The sequence below is a fragment of the Comamonadaceae bacterium OTU4NAUVB1 genome (assembly GCA_024372625.1).
Classification (GTDB): Bacteria; Pseudomonadota; Gammaproteobacteria; order Burkholderiales; family Burkholderiaceae_C; genus Variovorax.
Genome location: CP099605.1, coordinates 3,095,602 through 3,115,598, shown reverse-complemented (window position 1 = coordinate 3,115,598; position 19,997 = coordinate 3,095,602). Strand labels below are relative to the sequence as shown.

Sequence of the window (19,997 nt, the reverse complement as noted above, 5' to 3'; positions counted from 1 at the left end):
TAAGTCGTAGAGACCCGTAGGCCGTCGCCCACAGTGGTTCGCGCTTCCGCATCGGGCATGGGGGCGACCCGCGCCCTACGATGCTCGGCCATGACCGAAGCGCCTGCCGTCTCCACCGCGTCGCGCCCCGGCGACCTCGTCGTCGCCCGCCCGGAGGGCCTGTACTGCCCGGCCGGCGACTTCTACATCGACCCCTGGCGTCCGGTCGATCGGGCCGTCATCACCCACGCGCACTCCGACCACGCGCGCACCGGCCACACGCACTACCTCGCGCACACCGACAGCGAAGGCACCCTGCGCACGCGCCTGGGCGCGGGCATCGACCTGCAGACCCTGGCCTATGGCGAGGCCATCGAGCAGAACGGCGTGCGCATCTCGCTGCATCCGGCCGGCCACGTGCTGGGCTCGGCGCAGGTGCGGCTGGAACACGGCGGGCGCGTGTGGGTCGCCTCGGGCGACTACAAGACCGACGCCGACGGCACCTGCGCGCCGTTCGAGCCGGTGCGCTGCGACACCTTCATCACCGAATCCACGTTCGGCCTGCCCATCTACCGCTGGCCGACCCAGGCCGAACTGATCGTCGACATCGACGCCTGGTGGCGGCGCAATGCCGACGAGGGCCGCGCCTCGGTGCTGCTGTGCTATGCCTTCGGCAAGGCCCAGCGCATCCTGCACGGCGTCGACGCCTCCATCGGGCCGATCGTGGTGCATGGCGCGGTCGAGCCGCTCAACGCCGTCTACCGTGCCGCCGGCGTGGCGCTGCCGCCGACCTTCCGTGTCAGCGACCCCGGCGTCGACGCGCAGATGCTCAAGCGCGCCCTGGTGCTGGCGCCACCCTCGGCGCAGGGCACGCCGTGGATGAAGCGCTTCGGCAACTACGTCGATGCCTTCGCGAGCGGCTGGATGCAGCTGCGCGGCACGCGCCGGCGGCGCGGCGTCGACCGGGGCTTCGTGATGTCCGACCACGCCGACTGGCCCGGCCTGCAGAAGGCCATCGCCGGCACCGGCGCCGAACGCATCTTCGTGACCCACGGCAGCGTGGCGATCCTGGTGCGCTGGCTCAACGAGAACGGACTGGAGGCGCAGGGCTTCAAGACCGAATACGGCGACGACGACGTGGCCGATCGTGCCGCGGCGCCGGCCGACGGCGGCGCGGAGAAGGCGCCGGCGGCCGCCGCCGACGAGGCCGCCGATCCATTGCCGGACCTGCCCGCCGAGGTGGGAGGCGCGACCGCATGAAGGCCTTCGCCGCGCTGTACCGCGAACTCGATTCGACGACCTCCAACCTCGCCAAGCAGTCGGCCCTGCGCGCGTACCTGCGCGACGCCGCGCCGGCCGACGCCGCCTGGGCCGTGTACTTCCTCGCCGGCGGCAAGCCGCGCCAGCTGGTGCCCACCAAGCTCCTGCGCGCGCTGGCGCAGGAGGCCGCCGGCCTGCCCGAATGGCTGTTCGACGAAAGCTACGACGCCGTCGGCGACCTGGCCGAGACGCTCGCGCTGCTGCTGCCGCCGCCCTCCGAGGGGCACGACCTGGGCCTGGCGGTCTGGATCGAGCGGCACCTGCTGCCACTGCGCGCGCTCGGCAAAACCGCGCCCGAGACTTTGCCCGAGGTGCTGCGCGCCCAGTGGCGCCAGCTCGCCGCCGACGAGCGCCTGGTGTACTTCAAGCTGATGACCGGCAGCTTCCGCGTCGGCGTCTCGCGCTTGCAGGTGACCCAGGCGCTGGCGGCGGTCGGCGAGGTCGACGCCAAGCGCGTGGCGCAGCGGCTCATGGGCTACACGCACATCGCCGGCCAGCCCACGGCGGCCGACTACGCCATGCTGATCGCGCCGGAGAGCGAGGGCGAACGCGACGGCAAGACCAGCGGCCAGCCCTATCCCTTCTTCCTCGCCCATCCGTTCGCGTTGCCGGTCGCGCAGTTCGACGCCGTGCTCGGGTCGCCGGCCGACTGGATCGTCGAATGGAAGTGGGACGGCATCCGCGCGCAGGTCGTGCGGCGCGCCGGCGTGGTGTCGGTGTGGTCGCGTGGCGAGGAACTGGTGACCGACCGCTTTCCCGAACTCGCCACCATGGGCGAGGCGCTGCCCGAGGGCACCGTGATCGACGGCGAGATCGTCGTCTGGCGTGGCGACGTTCCGGTGGCCGACGGCGTCGATGCCGAGCTCGACGCGGCCAGCTCGGAATTCAACGAGGAGATGAAGGAGGGCATCGGCGCGGGCCGCGTGCAGCCCTTCGCCGAACTGCAGCGCCGGCTCGGGCGCAAGACGCTCGGGCCGAAGCTGCTGCGCGAACTCCCGGTGGTGCTGCTGGGCTACGACCTGCTCGAATGGGAGGGCCGCGACCTGCGCGCCATGCCGCAGCACGCGCGCCGCGCGCTGCTCGACCGGCTGATCCTCGACCTGCGCCATCCGAGCCTGCTGGAGAGCCCGATGCTCACCGGCACCGACTGGGCCGACCTGGCGCGCCAGCGCGAGGCGGCGCGCGCGATGGGCGTCGAGGGGATGATGCTCAAGCAGCGCGACGCCCACTACGGCGTCGGGCGCACCAAGGACGTCGGCACCTGGTGGAAATGGAAGATCGACCCGCTGTCGATCGACGCGGTGCTGATCTACGCCCAGCGCGGCCACGGCCGGCGCGCGAGCCTCTACAGCGACTACACCTTCGCCGTCTGGGACGGACCGCCCGGCAGCGCGGAGCGCCGGCTGGTGCCCTTCGCCAAGGCGTATTCCGGCCTCACCGACGCCGAGATGGGCCGCGTCGACGCCGTCGTGCGCAAGACCACCGTCGAGAGTTTCGGCCCGGTGCGCAGCGTGAAACCGACGCTGGTCTTCGAGCTGGGTTTCGAGGGCATCGCGCGCAGCACGCGCCACAAGAGCGGCATCGCCGTGCGCTTTCCGCGCATGCTGCGCTGGCGCGAGGACAAGCCGGTGGAGGAGGCCGATTCGCTGGAGACGCTGGCGGCGCTGCTGCCGGCCTCGCCATGAAGCTGACGCTGGCCGACCTCGCCGGCTGGTTCACCGACCGTGGCTGGAAGCCCTTCAAGTTCCAGAAGGAGGTCTGGAAGGCCATCGCCGAAGGCGAATCCGGCCTGCTGCACGCCACCACCGGTTCGGGCAAGACCTACGCGGTCTGGCTGGGGGCGCTGCGCGCGTTTCCGCTGAAGGCGACGCCGTCGAGCGCGCGCGCGAACGCGAAGCTCGTCGCGCCGCCGCTCACGGTGCTGTGGATCACGCCGATGCGCGCCCTCGCCGCCGACACGTTGCGCGCCCTGCGCCAGCCGCTGGAGGTGCTGGCGCCGGACTGGACCTCGGGGGCGCGCAGCGGCGACACCGCCGCGACCGAGCGCAGCGCGCAGAACCGCCAGTTGCCCACCGTGCTGGTCACCACGCCCGAGAGCCTGTCGGTGCTGCTCTCGCGCTCCGATGCGGCCGAGGTGCTGGGCACGGTGCGGATGGTGGTGGTGGACGAGTGGCACGAGCTGATGGGCAACAAGCGCGGCGTGCAGGTGCAGCTGGCCGTGGCGCGGCTGCGGCGCTGGAACCCGGCGCTGTGCGTCTGGGGCATGTCGGCCACGCTGGGCAACCTGGCCGAGGGCATGCGCACCCTGCTGGGCCACGACGGCGGCACGATGGTCCAGGGCCAGGTGAAGAAGGACCTGGTCGTCGATTCGCTGCTGCCGGCCTACACCGAGCGCTTTCCGTGGGGCGGCCACCTCGGCATGGCGATGCTGCCGCAGGTGGTGCGCGAGATCGAGACCAGCGCGACCACGCTGGTGTTCGCCAACACGCGCGCCCAGTCGGAGATCTGGTATCGCGCCCTGCTGGAGGCGCGTCCGGAATGGGCCGGCGTGATCGCCCTGCACCACGGCTCGCTCGACCGCGCGGCGCGCGAGTGGGTCGAGGCGGGACTCAAGAGCGGCGACCTGCGCGCGGTGGTCTGCACCTCCAGCCTCGACCTGGGCGTGGACTTCCTGCCGGTGGAGCGCGTGCTGCAGATCGGCTCGCCCAAGGGCGTGGCGCGGCTGCTGCAGCGCGCCGGGCGTTCGGGCCACGCGCCGGGGCGGCCGTCGCGCATCACGCTGGTGCCCACGCACAGCCTGGAGATCGTCGAGGGCGCGGCGGCACGGGTGGCGGTGGCGGCCGGGCACATCGAGTCGCGCGCCACGCCCGACCACCCGCTCGACGTGCTGGTGCAGCACCTGGTCACGGTGGCGCTGGGCGGCGGCTTCGTCGCCGACGACCTCTACGACGAGGTGCGCGGCACCGCCGCCTTCGCCCACCTCTCGCGCGACAGCTGGGAATGGTGCCTGGACTTCGTGCGCCAGGGCGGCCGCTCGCTGGAGGCGTACCCGGACTACCGGCGCGCCGTGCCCGACGCGCACGGCGTCTGGCGCGTGCCCGATGCGCGCCTCGCGCGGCGGCACCGCATCAACATCGGCACCATCGTCAGCGAATCCAGCATGAGCGTGCAGTACGTCGGCGGGGCGCGCGTGGGCCACGTCGACGAGGGCTTCGTCGCGCGCATGAAGCCGGGCGAGTGTTTCCTCTTCGGCGGCCGGCTGCTGGAGCTGGTGCGCATCCGCGAGATGACGGCCTGGGTGAAGCGCGCGACCGGCCGGCGCCACGCCGTGCCGCGCTGGGCCGGCACGCGCGTGCCCCTGTCGGTGACCCTGGCGGCCGCCGTGCTCGACCAGCTCGCCGCGGCCGAGGCCGGCCGCTACGACACGCCCGAGCTGCGCTGCGTGCGCCCGCTGCTCGACGTGCAGCAGCGCTGGTCGGCCCTGCCCACGCCGCGCACGCTGCTGGCCGAGACGCTGAAGACGCGCGAGGGCTGGCACCTCTTCCTCTACCCGTTCGCCGGCCGCCACGTCCACCTGGGGCTGGCCAGCCTGCTGGCCTGGCGCGTCGCCCAGCACGCGCCGCGCACCTTCTCCATCGCGGTCAACGACTACGGCTTCGAGCTGCTGAGCGCCACCGAGGTCGACTGGGCCGACATGCTCCCGCGCATGCTGCACGCCGGCCACGACGAGCGCGCCCGGCAGGCCCTGGCGCAGCCCGATGCCGAGGCCGGCGAGCGCCAGGCGCTGCTGCACGAGGTGCTGGAGAGCCTGAACGCGGGCGAGCTGGCTCGGCGGCGCTTCCGCGAGATCGCGCGCGTCTCCGGCCTGATCTTCCAGGGCTATCCGGGCGAGAAGCGCGGCAACAAGCAGCTGCAGGCGTCGTCCTCGCTGTTCTGGGAGGTGTTCCGCAAGTACGACCCGGAAAACCGGTTGCTGCTGCAGGCCGAGCAGGAGCTGCTGGCGCAGGAGCTGGAGATCGGCCGCCTGCGCGCCAGCCTCGCGCGCATGAACGCGCAGACGCTGTCGCTGCACGCCCTGGCGCGTCCGACGCCCTTCGCCTTCCCGCTGATGATCGAGCGCTACCGCGAACAGCTCTCCAGCGAGAGCGTGGCCGACCGCATCGCGCGCATGGTCGACCAGCTCGAACTGGCCGCCGGCGGCGAGGCCGGCGTGGGCGACGCGGGTTCGCGCGCGGCGATGGACGCGCCCATCGCGCTGGACGCCGTGGGCCGCGCGGACCGCGTGAAGGCCGGGCTGGCGTTCGGCCAGGAAAGCGGTGACGACCGGCGGGCGGCGGCGGCATCGTCGGACGGCGCCACGGACGAACCGGCGCCGGCACCCGGCACCGCGGCGGCCGCCCGCGCGGCGCGCGACCGGTCGCGCCGACGCGACCGCAAGCCGTCGCGGCCGCTGCCGCCGCTGTGACGCGGCGCGGGCGGGCGGGCTGCAGCAGATCGTCACACGGCACGCCGGACGTGTCGTTTAAGCTGCCCGCCATGAGCAGCATCAACCCCCGCACCTACGACCCCGTTCCCTCCCGCAAGGTGGCCTTCCTCGGCCTCGGCGTGATGGGCTATCCCATGGCCGGCCACCTGGCGAAGGCCGGCCACCACGTCACGGTCTACAACCGCTCGCCGGCCAAGTCGGCCGCCTGGACGGCCGAGTTCGCCGACGGCGGCGGCACGCCGGCCCATGCCGCGACCCCGCGCGAGGCCGCCGCCGGCGCCGAGATCGTGTTCTGCTGCGTCGGCAACGACGACGACCTGCGCTCCGTGGTGCTGGGCGACGACGGCGCCTTCGCCGGCATGGCCCCGGGCGCGGTGTTCGTCGACCACACGACCGCGTCGGCCGACGTGGCGCGCGAACTGTCGGCGCTGGCGCTGGAGCGCGGCTTCCAGTTCATCGACGCCCCGGTCTCCGGCGGCCAGGCCGGCGCGCAGAACGGCGCCCTGACGGTGATGTGCGGCGGCGACGCGGCCACCTTCGAAGCGATCCGTCCAGTGGCCGCCGCGTTCTCGCGCGCCATCACCCTGCTGGGCGAGAGCGGCTCGGGCCAGCTCGCCAAGATGGTCAACCAGATCTGCATCGCCGGGCTGGTGCAGGGGCTGAGCGAGGCGGTCGCCTTCGGCCAGCGCGCCGGCCTGGACATGAACGCCGTGCTGGGCGTGATCTCCAAGGGCGCCGCGCAGAGCTGGCAGATGGAGAACCGCGGCAAGACGATGGTCGAGGGCAAGTTCGACTTCGGCTTCGCGGTCGACTGGATGCGCAAGGACCTGGGGCTGGTGCTCGACGAGGCCAAGCGCAACGGCGCGCGGCTGCCGGTGACGGCGCTGGTCGACCAGTTCTACGCCGACGTGCAGCAGGCCGGCGGCGCCCGCTGGGACACCTCCAGTCTGATCACCCGGCTGGGCTGAGGGACGCCCGCCGGGTCCGCCGCGCCTCGGTGCCTCAGCGCACCGGGGTGACGGTGGCGCCACCGGCGGGCAGCGGCTCCATCGGCGGCAGGGGCACGCTGGAGCGGGCCGCGGGCGCCACGCTGTTGACGGTGTTGGGCGAGGGCCCGGTGCCGCCCTGGCGGGTCTGGCTCGCGAGCTCGGCCTCGCTGAGGATCTCCACCACGCGCACCACCTTCTCGACGCCGGCCACGCCGCGCGTGATGTCGGTGGCGCGATCGGTCTCGCGGCGCGTCGCCAGGCCCATCAGGTAGACCACGTTGCGCTCGGTCACCACCTTGAACGAGGTGGCGAAGATGTCCTTGGCGTCCAGCAGCGAGGCCTTGACCTTGCCGGTGATGAACGTGTCGTTGGAGCGCTGCTGGAAGCCGCTGGCCGACCCGACGGCGACCTCGTTGACCACGTTGCGCACGTTGTCCAGGCCGCGCGCGATCTCCTCCACGCGCCGGCGGTCGGCCTCCGCGCCCACCGTGCCGGTCAGCAGCACCTGGCGGTTGTAGCTGGTGATGCTCACGTACATCTGGTCGTTGGCGATGTCGCGGATGCGGGCGGCGCCGCGCAGCTCGATGCCCTGGTCGTCGAGCTGCGCGCCCGAGGTGCGCCGGTCGGTCGCGACCAGGCCGGCGCCCGCGGCCGCGCCGCCGACCACCAGAGGCACGCAGGCCGTGAGCGAGCCCGCCAGCGCGGCGCCCGCGAGGAGCGTCAGCGCGAAGCGGCGCAGGGACGTGGGGGAAATGGTGCGGATCGTCATGTGAAGGCTTCCTGTTCTCCGAGTAGCTGGGCGTCCACGCCGTCGCACAGGCAGTGCAGCGCGACGAGGTGGACTTCATGGATGCGGGCGGCGCGCTCGTGCGGCACGCGGATCTGGACGTCGGTCTCGCGCAGCGCGCGTCCGGCGGCCCCGCCGCTCGCGCCGAGCAGCGCCACGACCGTCATGTCGCGTGCATGGGCGGCCTCGATGGCGGCGAGCACGCCCGCCGACTGGCCGCTCGCGCTCAGGGCCAGCAGCACGTCGCCGGCCTGGCCCAGGGCATGGACCTGGCGCGCGAAGTGGCCGGCATCGGTGGCCTCGGGCGTGTCGGCGGCCGGGTCGCTGGCATCGCCGCCCGCCAGCGCCAGCGCGGCCAGGCCGGGGCGCTCGCGCTCGAAGCGGCCGACGAACTGCGCCGCGAACTGCTGCGCCAGCAGGCCGGACACGCCGGCCCCGCACGCCAGGATCTTGCCGCCGCTGGTCACGCAGGCCAGCAGCGCCTGCATGGCCTGGGAGATCGGTTTGCCGAGCGCCGGGCCGGCCTGGTACTTGAGATCGGCACTGTCGATGAAGTGCTGCTGGATTCGTTGCTCGAGCATGGGCTGGCGATGATACGGCCCCGCCTTCCAGGGTGGTCGCGCCCCAGGGGCTTCGGCGTCCCGTCCGGCCGGCCCCGACCGGCGTCGAAGCGGGCTCGAGCCTGTTGTCAACCGGCGTCGAAGGCGCCCTGCAGCCACTCGACGGTGCCGGCCTCGATCAGCACGACGTCGAAGCGGCACGGCGGCAGCGTGCGCAGGCCCGACAGGTAGTGGCGGGCGGCGAAGACGACGCGGCGCTGCTTGCCGTGGGTGATGCTGCCGCCCGCGCCGCCGTGCGTGGCGCCGGCGCGCTGGCGCACCTCGACGAAGACCAGCGTGGGATCGCGCGGATCGCGCGGGTCCTCCACGATCAGGTCGATCTCGCCGCCGCCGCGACCGGGCGTCCGATAATTGCGCGTCACCAGCCGCAGGCCCGCCGCCTCCAGGTGCGCCAGCGCCAGGTCCTCGGCCGCGTCGCCGCGCTGCTTGGTCGTCGTGATCGTCGCCATCGCCTCGTCCGTCCCGTCTTTTGGTCTGTGCGTCCGTCGCACCGGAGAACCCGCTTGTCCAACACCCTCGCCCCGGCCTTCGGCGCCGCCCTGGCGGCCGCGCGCGATGCCGCGGGCGCGCAGCATTATCCGCAGGCCACCCTCTATGTCGTGGCCACGCCCATCGGCAACCTGGCCGACATCACCCTGCGCGCGCTGCACGTGCTGCAGCTGGCCGATGTCGTCGCCTGCGAGGACACGCGCCACACGCAGGGCCTGCTGCGCGCCTACGGCATCGATCGTCCCGGCGCGCAGCTGATGGCGGTGCACCAGCACAACGAGGCCGAGGCGGCGCAGGCGGTGGTCGCGCGGCTGGCGCAGGGCCAGCGCGTGGCCTACGTGAGCGACGCCGGCACGCCCGGCGTCAGCGACCCCGGCGCGCGGCTGGTGGCGGCGGTGCGCGAGGCCGGCCATCGCGTGCTGCCACTGCCCGGCGCGAGCAGCGTCACCACGCTGCTGGGCGCGGCCGGGCTGGTGGCGGCGCCGGGCGACGAGGGCAGCGCCTTCGTCTTCGCCGGTTTCCTGCCGAGCAAGGCGGGCGAGCGCGATGCCGCCGTGCAGGCCCTGGCGGTCGAGCCCCGCAGCGTGGTGCTGCTGGAGGCCCCGCACCGCATCGAGGCCCTGGCGCGCGCGCTGGCGGTGCTGGGCGGGCGCCGCGTGACCGTCGGGCGCGAACTGACCAAGCAGTTCGAGGAGATCGCCACCGTCGAGGCCCGCGCGCTGCCCGAATGGTTCGCCGCCGGGCGCGACCGCACGCGCGGGGAGTTCGCCCTGGCGTTGCACCCGGTCGCCGCGCGGGCCGACGACGACGCCGAGTCCGACCGCGTGCTGCGCCTGCTGCTGGCCGAGGGGCTGCCCGTGAAGGGCGCCGTGCGCCTGGCGGCCGAGATCACCGGTGCCTCGCGCAACGCGCTCTACGACGCCGCCCTCGCCATCCGCAACGCCTGAGGGCGGCGTCCTCAGCTGTCGAGCTCGGGGTAGTGGCGGAAGATGCCTTCCTCGTTGAAGGCGATGCGGCGGGGACCGTGGAGGTAGTCGTGGATGCGCGGGCGGCGCGCGACGCCGGCGTGCAGCCGGACCACCGCCGGCGTGTCGGCCAGGGCGCGGGCCGTGGCCTTCGGGAAGGCATGGCGCAGGCCGGCGACCAGCTGGAACAGCGACAGGTCGGCGTAGGTGAGGGCGTCGCCCACCAGGTGCGCGTCGCCGGCCGGGTTGCGCCGCAGCACGTCCTCGAACCAGCCGAGGAACTTCGGGATGCGCTCGTCGCGGAACGCCCGGGCGCGTTCCAGGGCCGGCTCGCGCTGGTCCTCGTAGGCGAGGCCCACGGAGACCGGGTGGTGCGTGTCGTGCGCCTCGGCCACCGCGTCGGCGATGGTGAGCTGGAGCTGGTGCGTCCACAGCGCGTCGGCCTCGCCATGGCCGGCCAGGTCCAGGCGCGCACCGAGGTGCAGCAGGATCGCCGCCGTCTGGCCGACGACGAGGTCGCCGTCGACCAGGAACGGCGGGGCGAAGGGCGGGCGCGGGTGGCGCGCGTCCTTCAGGTCGCGCACGAGCGCCGCCTCGCCGCCGCCGTGCGCGGGCGGTTCGCGCGCGACGTCGACGTAGTCGGCGCCGGCCGCCTCCAGCGCGAGGCGGACGAATTCGCCGCGCCCCTGGATCGTGGGCCAGTAGTGGAGCCGGTAGGTCGCCATGCCGCCTCCGGGCGCTACTTGGCCGTCGGCATCACGAACTCGGCGCCCTTGGGCGTGCTCTCCGGCCAGCGCTGCATGATCGACTTCTGCTTGGTGTAGAAGCGCACGCCTTCCTCGCCGTAGGCGTGCATGTCGCCGAACAGCGAGCGCTTCCAGCCGCCGAAGCCGTGCCAGGCCATGGGCACCGGAATCGGCACGTTGATGCCCACCATGCCGACCTCGATGCGCCGGCCGAACTCGCGCGCCACGTGGCCGTCGCGCGTGAAGCACGAGACGCCGTTGCCGAACTCGTGCGCGTTGATCAGGTCCACCGCCGCGGCCAGGTCGGGTACCCGCACGCAGCCGAGCACCGGGCCGAAGATCTCTTCCTTGTAGATGCGCATCTCCGGCGTGACGTGGTCGAACAAGGTGCCGCCCATCCAGAAGCCGCCGGCCGTGTCGGCGCCGTTGTCCGCGCCCGCCGTCGCCGCGTCGAAGCCCCGGCCGTCGACCAGCAGCTGCGCGCCCTCCTGCTCGCCCAGGGCGATGTAGCCGGTGATGCGCTCGTGCGCGGCGCGCGTGACGATCGGGCCCATCTCGGCGGCGAGGTTCTCCCCGTCGAGCACCTTGAGCGTCCTGGCGCGCTCGACCAGCTTCGGGATCACGCGCTCGGCCGCCTCGCCCACCAGCACCGCCACCGAGATCGCCATGCAGCGCTCGCCGGCCGAGCCGTAGCCCGCGCCGATGAGCGCGTCCACCGCCTGGTCGATGTCCGCGTCGGGCATGACCACCATGTGGTTCTTGGCACCGCCCAGGGCCTGCACGCGCTTGCCGTGGCGCGCGCCCGTCTCGTAGATGTAGTTGGCGATGGGGGTGGAGCCCACGAAGCTGATCGCCTTGACGTCGGGGTGCTCCAGCAGCGCGTCCACCGCCGCCTTGTCGCCCTGCACGACGTTGAAGATGCCGTCGGGCAGGCCGGCCTCCTTGAGCAGCTCGGCCATGCGCAGCGACGGGCTCGGGTCGGTCGGGCTGGGCTTGAGGATGAAGGCGTTGCCCGCGGCGATGGCCACCGGGAACATCCACATCGGCACCATGACGGGGAAGTTGAACGGCGTGATGCCCGCGACCACGCCCAGGGGCTGGCGCAGCGTCCAGTTGTCGATGCCGGTGGAGACCTGGTCGGTGAAGTCGCCCTTGAGCAGCTGCGGGATGCCGCAGGCGAACTCCACGATGTCGATGCCACGGCTGACCTCGCCCTGGGCGTCGGTGAAGACCTTGCCGTGTTCGGCGGTGATGAGGTGGGCGAGCTCGTCCTTGTGGCGGTTGAGCAGCTCCAGGAACTTGAACATCACCCGCGCGCGGCGGATCGGCGGGGTGTCGGCCCAGGCCGGAAAGGCGGCCTTGGCGGCGGCCACGGCGGCCTCGACATCGGACGCTTCCGCCAGATGCACCCGGCCCGTGACCGCGCCGGTGGCGGGGTTGGTGACGTCCTGCGTGCGGGTGGAGGCGCCGTCGGCGCGGCGGCCGGCGATGAAGTGGGGAATGGAGGCGGGGGTGGCAGTCATGGCGTGCGGACGGAGGCGTGAGCTAAATGAATGGGCAGGCAGGCTGGTAAGCCAGCGACGAACGAACGAGTCTAGGCAGACACGGGGTTGCTGCCAACCGCGAAACCCCGGCGGTCGATCTCGACGTCTTTGCCTGCGCGCGCCCGGCTCGCTAGCGCGCCAGTTCCGGTGCCAGTGGGCTCGGCACCCGCGCTGCAGTGACGGACTGCCAGCCAAAGCCCAATCGCAGCAGCGTGGGCTCCGCGAAAGCGCGGCCAATCATCTCCAGAGTGACTGGTTCTACCGACGGCGATGTACTGCTGGCTTTCACAAAGCCGGCTGGGAAAGCCAGTGCCGGAAAGCCAGTGAATGCACTCAGCCGGTTGTTGCTGCCAGCGTTCACGCTGGTGCTGTTGAATCCCTGTAGCACCGGGTACACCAGCACGTCGTAGGCTGCGCCCTGAGATACCCCAGTTACGAAATTCCGGTTGTCCAATGCTGCCTGAACACGTGGAATCACGAATTCGTCACGTGGCTTGAGGTTGTTTTGATAGATCGGATTTGTCAGTCTATTGGTGCCTGTGGCGATGTAGACATTGAAATTGGCCGAGCGAGTGGGCTCGAGTGAGGCCATTAGCGCGCCTACCTCTTCGGTGGTGCGCGGATGGCCGTCAGCCGACGAACTCCAACTGCTGAGATAGGTCGTCAGGTCGTCTCGAAACTCGTAACTCGACAGGCTCGCATAGCTGGTGAGGATGGCTGCACGATCGGGAATTGTCACGTCCTCGACCGTGGCGCCGGCGGCGCGCATGCGGACGAGCGCGGTGTCGAGCGTGTCAAGGAATAGCTGGTTGGCCGGGGTGGCAGCCGGAAACATGGCGCGCACTACCCCAATGCGTGCGCCCTTCAAACCATCGATGGTCAGTGCCGTTGTGTAGCTCGCGGGGCGTGAGGTCATCGCGTCATAAGCCGTGGCACTCGCCACGAGAGGCGCATCCCATGCCTTGGCCGTGCGCTGGCCGCTGGTACCGGCAGCATCGAAACCGACCATCGCGTACAGGGTCAGAGCACAGTCCGGCAGCGAGCGGCACAGTGGGCCGCCAGTATCTTGACCATGTGCGAGCGGCACGATGCCGTCTTGGCTGACCAGCCGCAGCGTTGGTCGTAGGCCATATAACCCCTCAACAGCGGCCGGCACGCGCACCGAACCGCCGGTGTCTGTGCCCAAACCGACCATTGCCAAGCTGGCAGCGATTGACGTACCGGTGCCCGACGATGAACCGCCCGCGCTGTTGTCGGGCACATAGGCGTTGCGGGTCTTGCCGCCGACCGACGAACTGCCCGTAAAGCCAAATGCGAACTCGTCGAGATTGGCCTTGCCAATGATGATGCCTCCCGCTTCGCGGATTCGTCTCACCGTGTAGGCGTCGTCGGGCGGCTGATTATTGCGAAGCACCACCGAGCCGGCAGTGGTCTTCATGTCTGCGGTGTCGTAATTGTCTTTGGCTAGTACGGTCACGCAATGCATCGGACCGACCAGCGTGCCTGTGGAAAAGAACTGGCGATCGAGTTCGTCGGCCTTTGCGAGCGAGGCTGCGGCATTGACGGTTATGACGCTGCGCAGAGCGGGACTGGCGGGGTAGGCGGCGCCGGGATCGGCGTCGTACGCAGCGATGCGCTGGAGATAGCCCTGGACCACGTCGCGGCATGACACTTCACCCTTGCGCATGGCCTCGTGGAAATCACTCACCGTGGCCTCGACCAGTGGGAACGGTTTACGGTTGGGCTGCAAAAAGATGCCTCCACCACTTCCGCTGTCATTGCCTCCCCCGCCACACGCGACCAGTACGGCGCAGGCGATAAGCGATGATGAGAACCGCAGCACGCGGCGACGGGATGACACTATTGAAGAGCGAGCCGACATGGAAGGATGTGTTCAAGAGCTGAGTAAGGCTTACAGATGCGCAAGTCTCGTGCCCGAACTCGATTGCCGCGACAAGCCTGTCTTGGTACGCGTTTTGCTGCATCGCACAGCCATCAATTCCACATCGAATCGTTTTGCCGATGTTGTCCGTTTTCGTTTGAAGTCCACCAAGGACATTCCATGAAAAACTTTCTTCTTCGCTCCACCCTGACCTTGGTCTGCGTATCAGCCTCATTGCTAGTGCCAGTGGCACACGCCCAAGGTGGGAATGTCGCATCCATGTCGCAGGCTGCAAGCGCCGGCCAAGCTGACGCTGTCTCGGCCTTCTTGGCCCGAGGTGCGAATCCGGATGCTCGCGATGCCCGTGGACGCACCGCGCTGATGCTTGCGGCCAGTGCCGGCCATTACGAAACAGTGCGTCGCCTGCTCGCTGGTGGCGCGACAAAGAACCTCAAAGATGCCGATGGCAAGACCGCACTCGATTTCGCAACCGAGCACCAGCACGTCGATTTGATCGCCTTGATGCGGGAAGCATCGTGACGCAGCGACAGGGCGAAAGACTTTCTAAGGCGCAATAAAAAACCCGCCACGCTTGGAAAACGTGCGGGTCTTGATGCGAAGTGAGCAGCCTTGAGATGGCCAACTGGTCCCGCCGCCAGGAATCGAACCTGGATCTCAGCCTTCGGAGGGCCGAATTCTATCCGTTGAAATACAGCGAGGGAGGGTGTGCCGACAAGGCCGGCAGCCCGCGATTATGACCGATTCGGCGGCCGTCAGGACACCACCGCCGCGATGGCCGTGGCGACCGACGCGCCGTCCGTCGGGGCGCTGGTGATTCCGGTCGCACCTCCGGTCGCACTCCCGGTCGTGGGCATGTCGATTGCTGGCGGTGCTGCCTGTGCCATGTCGTCCACCTTGAACCCCAGCCCCGCCACATACACCCCGAAGGCTTGCCGTCCGGTGTGCACCAGATCGAACGCCGTCGGGTCGAGCAGCCAGTTCTGGATCACGCCGGTGATGAGCGCGTGCATGCCCTGCGCCGCCACGCTCGCGGGTACCGGCAGGCGCAGATGCTGGCGCCGCGCGGCGAGCCGGAACGCCTTCTGGAAATCGTGGATGCACTCGTTGCGCACGCTCAGGTGGCGCTGTCGCACCGTCGCCATCTCCGACGTGTATTCCACTTGGTGGGTCGCCACCTCCAGCACGCGGCGGACCTGCGCGTCGGAGGTCATGAGGTTCAGCGCCGCCACCAGCCGGTGCACGATTTCGCCGAGCGGGTCGCCGGGGGTGGCGCCGGCGGCCTGGCCGGCGGCTTCCAGCGGGAGCTTGACGCGCTCCATCATGGCGTTGAAGAGGTCGGCCTTGTCCTTGAAGTGCCAGTAGATGGCGCCGCGCGTCGCGCCGGCCTGCTGGGCGATCTGCTGCAGCGAGGTCTGCGAGACACCCTGCGCCTGGAACAGCACCTCGGCGGCGTCGAGCAGCCGGTTGCGCGTCGCGAGCGCTTCCTGTTTCGTGGAACGGGCCACTGTGCTTGTCTCCTTGGGTCGTCGCCGGTGTCTGCGGCCATACAGGTTTCGTGAGAATCCGAATATACCCCTATACATTCGCGAATGTATGTAAACTAGCCGCCTTCGCAATGGCCTTTGCGACCGTGCCGCCCCGGCGGTGCCCCGTGTCGCAGGTTCGGCCTCCGAGTTCGTCGTTTTCTAAGGAATCACATGCCGCAACTGCATGTCTCTTCGCGTGGCCGCTCGCCGGCTTCCCGCCGTGTCGCCGGCAGCGCCGTTCTCGCCGCCGTGCTGGCGGCCGCCGTGCTGTCGGGTTGCGGCAAGGGCCCCGACAAGGCCGCCGCCGCACCGGCGGGCGCCGCGCCGCCGCCGCCCGAAGTCGGCGTGGTGGTCGCCACGCCCGGCGACATCGGCCTCGTGACCGAGTTGCCCGGCCGGCTCGAAGCCTCGCGCATCGCCCAGGTCCGTGCCCGCGCGGCCGGCATCCTGCAGGAGCGTCTGTTCAAGGAGGGCAGCGACGTCAAGGCCGGACAGCCGCTCTATCGCATCGATGCCGCGCCCTACACGGCCGCCGCGCAGAGCGCCCAGGCCGGCCTGGCGCGCGCCGAAGCCAACGCCGCCCAGGCCAAGGCCCTCGCGGAGCGCTACAAGCCGCTGGTCGAGGCCAACGCGGTCAGCAAGCAGGAATACGCCAACGCGGTGGCCGCGCAGAAGGCCGCCGAGGCCGACGTGGCCGTGGGCCGCGCCTCGGTCGCCACCTCCCGCATCAACCTCGGCTACGCGACCGTGACCGCGCCGATCTCCGGGCGCATCGGCCGCTCGCTCGTGACCGAAGGCGCGCTGGTGGGCCAGGCCGACGTCACGCAGCTGGCGGTCATCCAGCAGATCAATCCGCTCTACGTCAACTTCACGCAGTCGGCCAACGACGCGCTGGCGCTGCGCCGCGCGATGGCCGAAGGCAAGCTCAAGCGCGCCGACGGCGCCGGCGCGGCCAGCGTGCGCGTGGTGCTCGAAGGCGGCAGCGAATACGCCCTGCCGGGCAAGCTGCTGTTCACCGACCTCACGGTCGACCCGACCACCGGCCAGGTCACCCTGCGCGCCGAGGTACCCAATCCCAAGGGCGAACTGCTCCCGGGCCTGTACGTGCGGGTGCGCATCGAGCAGGCGCAGGTCGACAACGCCATCGCGCTGCCGCAGCAGGCGGTCACGCGCACGCAGCAGGGCGACACGGTGACGGTGGTGGGCGCCGACGGCAAGCTGAGCAAGCGCACCGTCAAGGTCGGCACCGCCAAGGACAACCAGTGGGTGGTGCTCGAGGGCCTGCAGGCCGGCGAGCAGGTGATGGTCGACGGCTTCCAGAAGCTGCAGATGATGCCCCCGGGCAGCCCGGTGAAGGCCGTGCCGTGGACCAAGCCGGGCACCGCGCCCGCCGCGGCCCCGGCGGCGGCACCGGCCGCCTCGGCACCGGCCACGACGGCGGCGGCCCCCGCCGCGTCGGCCGCCAAGTAAGGAGCGTCCCCGCATGGCCAAGTTCTTCATCGATCGACCCATCTTCGCGTGGGTGATCGCGCTGTTCATCATCGTGATGGGGGGGCTGGCGATCACGCAGCTGCCCATCGCGCAATACCCGCCGGTGGCGCCGCCCGCCATCGTCATCAACACCGCCTACCCGGGCGCCTCGGCCCAGACGCTGGAGGACAGCGTGCTGTCCGTGATCGAGCGCGAGCTGAACGGCTCGCCCGGCCTCATCTACATCGAATCGGTCGCGCAGGCCGACGGCACCGGCACCATCACGGTGACCTTCGAGACCGGCACCAACCCCGACCTGGCCCAGGTCGACGTGCAGAACCGGCTGTCTCGCGCCACCCCGCGCCTGCCGGCCGCGGTGACGCAGCAGGGCGTGCGCGTGGACAAGTCGCGCAACAACTTCCTGCTGTTCGCGATCCTGTCGTCGGACGACCCGTCGATCAGCACCGTCAGGCTGGGCGACTACGCCTCGCGCAACGTGCTGCCCGAACTCCAGCGCGTGCCCGGCATCGGCCAGGCCCAGCTGTTCGGCACGGAGAGCGCGATGCGCATCTGGATCGACCCGACCAAGCTGCAGGGCTACAACCTGTCGCCGGCCGACGTGAGCGCGGCCATCCGGGCGCAGAACGCCCAGGTGTCCTCCGGCTCCATCGGCGATCTGCCCAACATCACGGGCCAGAGCATCGCCGCCACGGTGGTGGTCACGGGCCAGCTCAGCAGCGTCGAGCAGTTCGGCAACATCGTGCTGCGCGCCAACGTCGACGGCTCCACCGTGCGCCTGAAGGACGTCGCGCGCATCGAGCTCGGCGGCCAGTCGTACGCGACCTCGGCGCGCCTGAACGGCCAGCCCGCCGTGGGCATCGGCGTCCAGCTCTCGCCCACGGGCAATGCGCTGCAGGCGGCAGAGGCCGTCCGCGCCAAGATGACCGACCTCGCGAAGTACTTCCCGCAGGGCGTCAAATGGGACATCCCCTACGACAGCTCGCGCTTCGTGAAGATCTCCATCACCGAGGTGGTCAAGACGCTGTTCGAGGCTGTGGCGCTGGTGTTCGTCGTGATGTTCGTGTTCCTGCAGAACTGGCGCTACACGGTCATCCCGACCATCGTGGTGCCCATCGCGCTGCTGGGCACCTTCGCCGTGCTCTCGGCGCTCGGTTTCTCGATCAACGTGCTCACCATGTTCGGCATGGTGCTGGTGATCGGCATCGTGGTGGACGACGCCATCGTCGTGGTGGAGAACGTCGAGCGCATCATGGTCGAGGAGAAGCTCTCGCCGCTGGAGGCCACGCGCAAGGCGATGAAGCAGATCTCGGGCGCCATCATCGGCGTGACCGTGGTGCTGATCTCGGTGTTCGTGCCGCTGGCGTTCTTCGCCGGCTCGACCGGCAACATCTACCGCCAGTTCTCCGCCGTGATGGTGTCGTCGATCGCCTTCTCGGCCTTCCTGGCGCTGTCGCTCACGCCGGCGCTGTGCGCGACGCTGCTCAAGCCGGTGGACGAGGGCCACCACGAGAAGCGCGGCTTCTTCGGCTGGTTCAACCGCCGCTTCACGCGCACGGCCAAGGGCTACGAGAGCTTCGTCTCGCGCATGCTCAAGCGCGCCGCGCGCTGGCTGATCATCTACGTGGCGATCTGCGCCGCGGTGGTGGTGCTGTTCCGCGGCCTGCCGACGTCCTTCCTGCCGCAGGAGGACCAGGGCAACATCATCGTGAACGTGCAGCTGCCTCCGGGCGCCACGCAGGAGCGCACGCTGTCGGTCATGCAGCAGGTCGAGGGCTTCATCCTGAAGCAGCCCGAGGTGCAGAGCATGGTCGGCGTGCTGGGCTTCAGCTTCTCCGGCCAGGGCCAGAACGCGGGCCTCGCCTTCGTCACGCTCAAGGACTGGGACGAACGAAAGGAAGCCGGCAGCGATGCCGCGGGGCTGGCCGGCCGGGCCTTCGGCGCGCTGTCGGGCATCCGCGACGCCTTCATCTATCCGCTGAGCCCGCCGCCGATCCCCGAGCTGGGCAACGCCAGCGGCTTCACCTTCCGCCTGCAGGACCGTGCCGGCGCCGGGCACGACGCCCTCATCGCCGCGCGCAACCAGCTCCTGGGCATGGCGTCCAAGAGCCCGCTGCTCGCGCAGGTGCGACCCGAAGGCCTGGAGGACGCGCCGCAGCTGCGCATCGACATCGACCGCGAGAAGGCCAGCGCCCTGGGCGTGACCTTCGACGCCATCAACACGACGCTGTCGACGGCGCTGGGTTCGAGCTACATCAACGACTTCCCCAACCAGGGTCGCCTGCAGCGGGTGGTGGTGCAGGCCGATGCGCCCTCGCGCATGCAGCCGCAGGACCTGCTCAAGCTCAACGCCACGAACTCGCAGGGCACGCCGGTGCCGCTGTCGGCCTTCGCCTCGACGCGCTGGGTCTCCGGCGCGCAGCAGACGGTGCGCTACAACGGCTACGGCGCGGTGCGCATCTCGGGCTCGGCGGCGCCGGGCTCCAGTTCGGGCGCCGCGATGGCGGAGATGGAGAAGCTGGCCTCGCAGCTGCCCGCAGGCTTCGGCTTCGAGTGGACAGGCCAGTCGCGCGAAGAAAAGCTCGCCGGCTCGCAGGCCATCATCCTGTACGGCTTCGCCATCCTGGCGGTGTTCCTGTGCCTGGCCGCGCTCTACGAGAGCTGGTCGATCCCGCTGGCGGTGATCCTGGTCGTGCCCTGCGGCGTGCTGGGCGTGCTGCTCGCGACGATGCTGCGCTCCTATTCCAACGACGTGTACTTCCAGGTCGGACTGATCACCATCATCGGCCTGTCGGCGAAGAACGCGATCCTGATCATCGAGTTCGCCAAGGACCTGCAGGCCCAGGGCAAGGGCGTCGTCCAGGCGGCGCTGGAGGCGGCGCACCTGCGCTTCCGCCCGATCGTCATGACCTCGCTGGCCTTCGGCCTGGGCGTGCTGCCGCTGGTGATCGCCTCGGGCGCGGGCTCGGCCAGCCAGCGCGCCATCGGCACCGGCGTGCTGGGCGGCATGGTGACGGGCACCGTGCTGGCCGTGTTCTTCGTGCCGGTGTTCTTCGTCGTCGTGCGCGGGCTCTTCAAGGGCAGCAAACGGCAGCAGGAAGTCAACCGCCGCCATGCCGAGGCGGCCGGAATCGAGCAAAGCAATGACCAATAAG

General features: G+C 70.6%; 15 protein-coding genes and 1 tRNA gene. 8 read left to right on the top strand and 8 right to left on the bottom strand.

The features are described from left to right. Positions 1-90 precede the first annotated feature (90 nt). The 4 genes from NF681_18035 to NF681_18020 all read left to right on the top strand — a co-directional run bounded on the left by NF681_18035 (position 91) and on the right by NF681_18020 (position 6,753). A complete protein-coding gene (locus NF681_18035) occupies positions 91-1,239 on the top strand; it encodes a ligase-associated DNA damage response exonuclease (GenBank protein ID UST54143.1) in 1,149 nt (382 codons plus the stop codon). Next, positions 1,236-2,984, top strand: a complete 1,749-nt coding sequence (locus tag NF681_18030; GenBank protein UST54142.1) for an ATP-dependent DNA ligase — start codon at positions 1,236-1,238, stop codon at positions 2,982-2,984. Before NF681_18035 ends, NF681_18030 begins: the two co-directional genes overlap by 4 nt. After that, complete coding sequence (locus NF681_18025) at positions 2,981-5,764, top strand: ligase-associated DNA damage response DEXH box helicase (protein ID UST54141.1); 2,784 nt, start codon at positions 2,981-2,983, stop codon at positions 5,762-5,764. Before NF681_18030 ends, NF681_18025 begins: the two co-directional genes overlap by 4 nt. A 71-nt stretch (positions 5,765-5,835) precedes the next feature. Next, positions 5,836-6,753 carry an NAD(P)-dependent oxidoreductase gene (locus tag NF681_18020; protein UST54140.1) on the top strand — a complete coding sequence of 306 codons (918 nt, stop codon included), beginning with the start codon at positions 5,836-5,838 and terminating at the stop codon, positions 6,751-6,753. A 34-nt stretch (positions 6,754-6,787) separates the two neighbouring features. On the opposite strand, the gene NF681_18015 is transcribed toward NF681_18020, so the two are convergent. The 3 genes from NF681_18015 to NF681_18005 all read right to left on the bottom strand — a co-directional run bounded on the left by NF681_18015 (position 6,788) and on the right by NF681_18005 (position 8,630). Continuing rightward, positions 6,788-7,543, bottom strand: coding sequence for a BON domain-containing protein (locus NF681_18015; GenBank protein ID UST54139.1), 756 nt, complete (start codon positions 7,541-7,543; stop codon positions 6,788-6,790). Then, positions 7,540-8,142, bottom strand: a complete 603-nt coding sequence (locus tag NF681_18010; GenBank protein ID UST54138.1) for an SIS domain-containing protein — start codon at positions 8,140-8,142, stop codon at positions 7,540-7,542. The genes NF681_18015 and NF681_18010 overlap by 4 nt, the downstream gene beginning before the upstream one ends. Positions 8,143-8,249: 107 nt before the next feature. Next, the gene (locus tag NF681_18005; GenBank protein ID UST54137.1) at positions 8,250-8,630 is read right to left on the bottom strand and encodes a YraN family protein; all 381 of its coding nucleotides are present in this window, start codon (positions 8,628-8,630) and stop codon (positions 8,250-8,252) included. Positions 8,631-8,684: 54 nt separating this feature from the next. Between NF681_18005 and rsmI the strand changes: the two genes are divergently transcribed. Next, the gene (gene rsmI / locus NF681_18000) at positions 8,685-9,617 is read left to right on the top strand and encodes a 16S rRNA (cytidine(1402)-2'-O)-methyltransferase (protein ID UST54136.1); all 933 of its coding nucleotides are present in this window, start codon (positions 8,685-8,687) and stop codon (positions 9,615-9,617) included. Positions 9,618-9,628: 11 nt separating this feature from the next. Here the strand turns inward: rsmI and NF681_17995 are convergent, their stop codons facing one another. The 3 genes from NF681_17995 to NF681_17985 form a co-directional block, all read right to left on the bottom strand. Then, positions 9,629-10,360, bottom strand: a complete 732-nt coding sequence (locus NF681_17995) for a glutathione S-transferase (GenBank protein ID UST54135.1) — start codon at positions 10,358-10,360, stop codon at positions 9,629-9,631. 14 nt (positions 10,361-10,374) lie between these two features. Continuing rightward, positions 10,375-11,904 (bottom strand): CoA-acylating methylmalonate-semialdehyde dehydrogenase, encoded by a 1,530-nt coding sequence (locus NF681_17990; protein UST54134.1) that lies wholly within the window; start codon positions 11,902-11,904, stop codon positions 10,375-10,377. A gap of 151 nt (positions 11,905-12,055) precedes the next feature. Further along, positions 12,056-13,807, bottom strand: coding sequence for an amidase family protein (locus NF681_17985; protein ID UST54133.1), 1,752 nt, complete (start codon positions 13,805-13,807; stop codon positions 12,056-12,058). Positions 13,808-13,987: 180 nt separating this feature from the next. Between NF681_17985 and NF681_17980 the strand changes: the two genes are divergently transcribed. Then, positions 13,988-14,347 (top strand): ankyrin repeat domain-containing protein, encoded by a 360-nt coding sequence (locus tag NF681_17980; protein UST54132.1) that lies wholly within the window; start codon positions 13,988-13,990, stop codon positions 14,345-14,347. Positions 14,348-14,451: 104 nt separating this feature from the next. Here NF681_17980 and NF681_17975 read toward each other — a convergent pair. Together NF681_17975 and NF681_17970 are read right to left on the bottom strand one after the other, a co-directional pair. Next, a tRNA-Arg gene (locus NF681_17975) sits at positions 14,452-14,526 on the bottom strand. A 54-nt stretch (positions 14,527-14,580) separates the two neighbouring features. After that, positions 14,581-15,333, bottom strand: a complete 753-nt coding sequence (locus tag NF681_17970; GenBank protein ID UST54131.1) for a TetR family transcriptional regulator — start codon at positions 15,331-15,333, stop codon at positions 14,581-14,583. Positions 15,334-15,525: 192 nt separating this feature from the next. Between NF681_17970 and NF681_17965 the strand changes: the two genes are divergently transcribed. Together NF681_17965 and NF681_17960 are read left to right on the top strand one after the other, a co-directional pair. Further along, entirely contained in the window at positions 15,526-16,824 is a 1,299-nt protein-coding gene (locus tag NF681_17965; GenBank protein ID UST54130.1) for an efflux RND transporter periplasmic adaptor subunit, read from the top strand. Between the two features lie 13 nt (positions 16,825-16,837). Next, a complete protein-coding gene (locus NF681_17960) occupies positions 16,838-19,996 on the top strand; it encodes an efflux RND transporter permease subunit (protein UST54129.1) in 3,159 nt (1,052 codons plus the stop codon). The last annotated feature ends 1 nt before the right edge of the window (position 19,997 follow it).

Bases quoted from the DNA above. Each gene is read 5' to 3' on its own strand.
- NF681_18010 (UST54138.1), bottom strand. From the start codon at position 8,142: ATGCTCGAGCAACGAATCCAGCAGCACTTCATCGACAGTGCCGATCTC.
- NF681_17960 (UST54129.1), top strand. From the start codon at position 16,838: ATGGCCAAGTTCTTCATCGATCGACCCATCTTCGCGTGGGTGATCGCG.
- NF681_18005 (UST54137.1), bottom strand. From the start codon at position 8,630: ATGGCGACGATCACGACGACCAAGCAGCGCGGCGACGCGGCCGAGGAC.
- NF681_17980 (UST54132.1), top strand. From the start codon at position 13,988: ATGAAAAACTTTCTTCTTCGCTCCACCCTGACCTTGGTCTGCGTATCA.
- NF681_18020 (UST54140.1), top strand. From the start codon at position 5,836: ATGAGCAGCATCAACCCCCGCACCTACGACCCCGTTCCCTCCCGCAAG.
- NF681_18035 (UST54143.1), top strand. From the start codon at position 91: ATGACCGAAGCGCCTGCCGTCTCCACCGCGTCGCGCCCCGGCGACCTC.
- NF681_17985 (UST54133.1), bottom strand. From the start codon at position 13,807: ATGTCGGCTCGCTCTTCAATAGTGTCATCCCGTCGCCGCGTGCTGCGG.
- NF681_18015 (UST54139.1), bottom strand. From the start codon at position 7,543: ATGACGATCCGCACCATTTCCCCCACGTCCCTGCGCCGCTTCGCGCTG.
- NF681_17995 (UST54135.1), bottom strand. From the start codon at position 10,360: ATGGCGACCTACCGGCTCCACTACTGGCCCACGATCCAGGGGCGCGGC.
- NF681_18025 (UST54141.1), top strand. From the start codon at position 2,981: ATGAAGCTGACGCTGGCCGACCTCGCCGGCTGGTTCACCGACCGTGGC.
- NF681_17965 (UST54130.1), top strand. From the start codon at position 15,526: ATGCCGCAACTGCATGTCTCTTCGCGTGGCCGCTCGCCGGCTTCCCGC.
- NF681_17990 (UST54134.1), bottom strand. From the start codon at position 11,904: ATGACTGCCACCCCCGCCTCCATTCCCCACTTCATCGCCGGCCGCCGC.
- NF681_18030 (UST54142.1), top strand. From the start codon at position 1,236: ATGAAGGCCTTCGCCGCGCTGTACCGCGAACTCGATTCGACGACCTCC.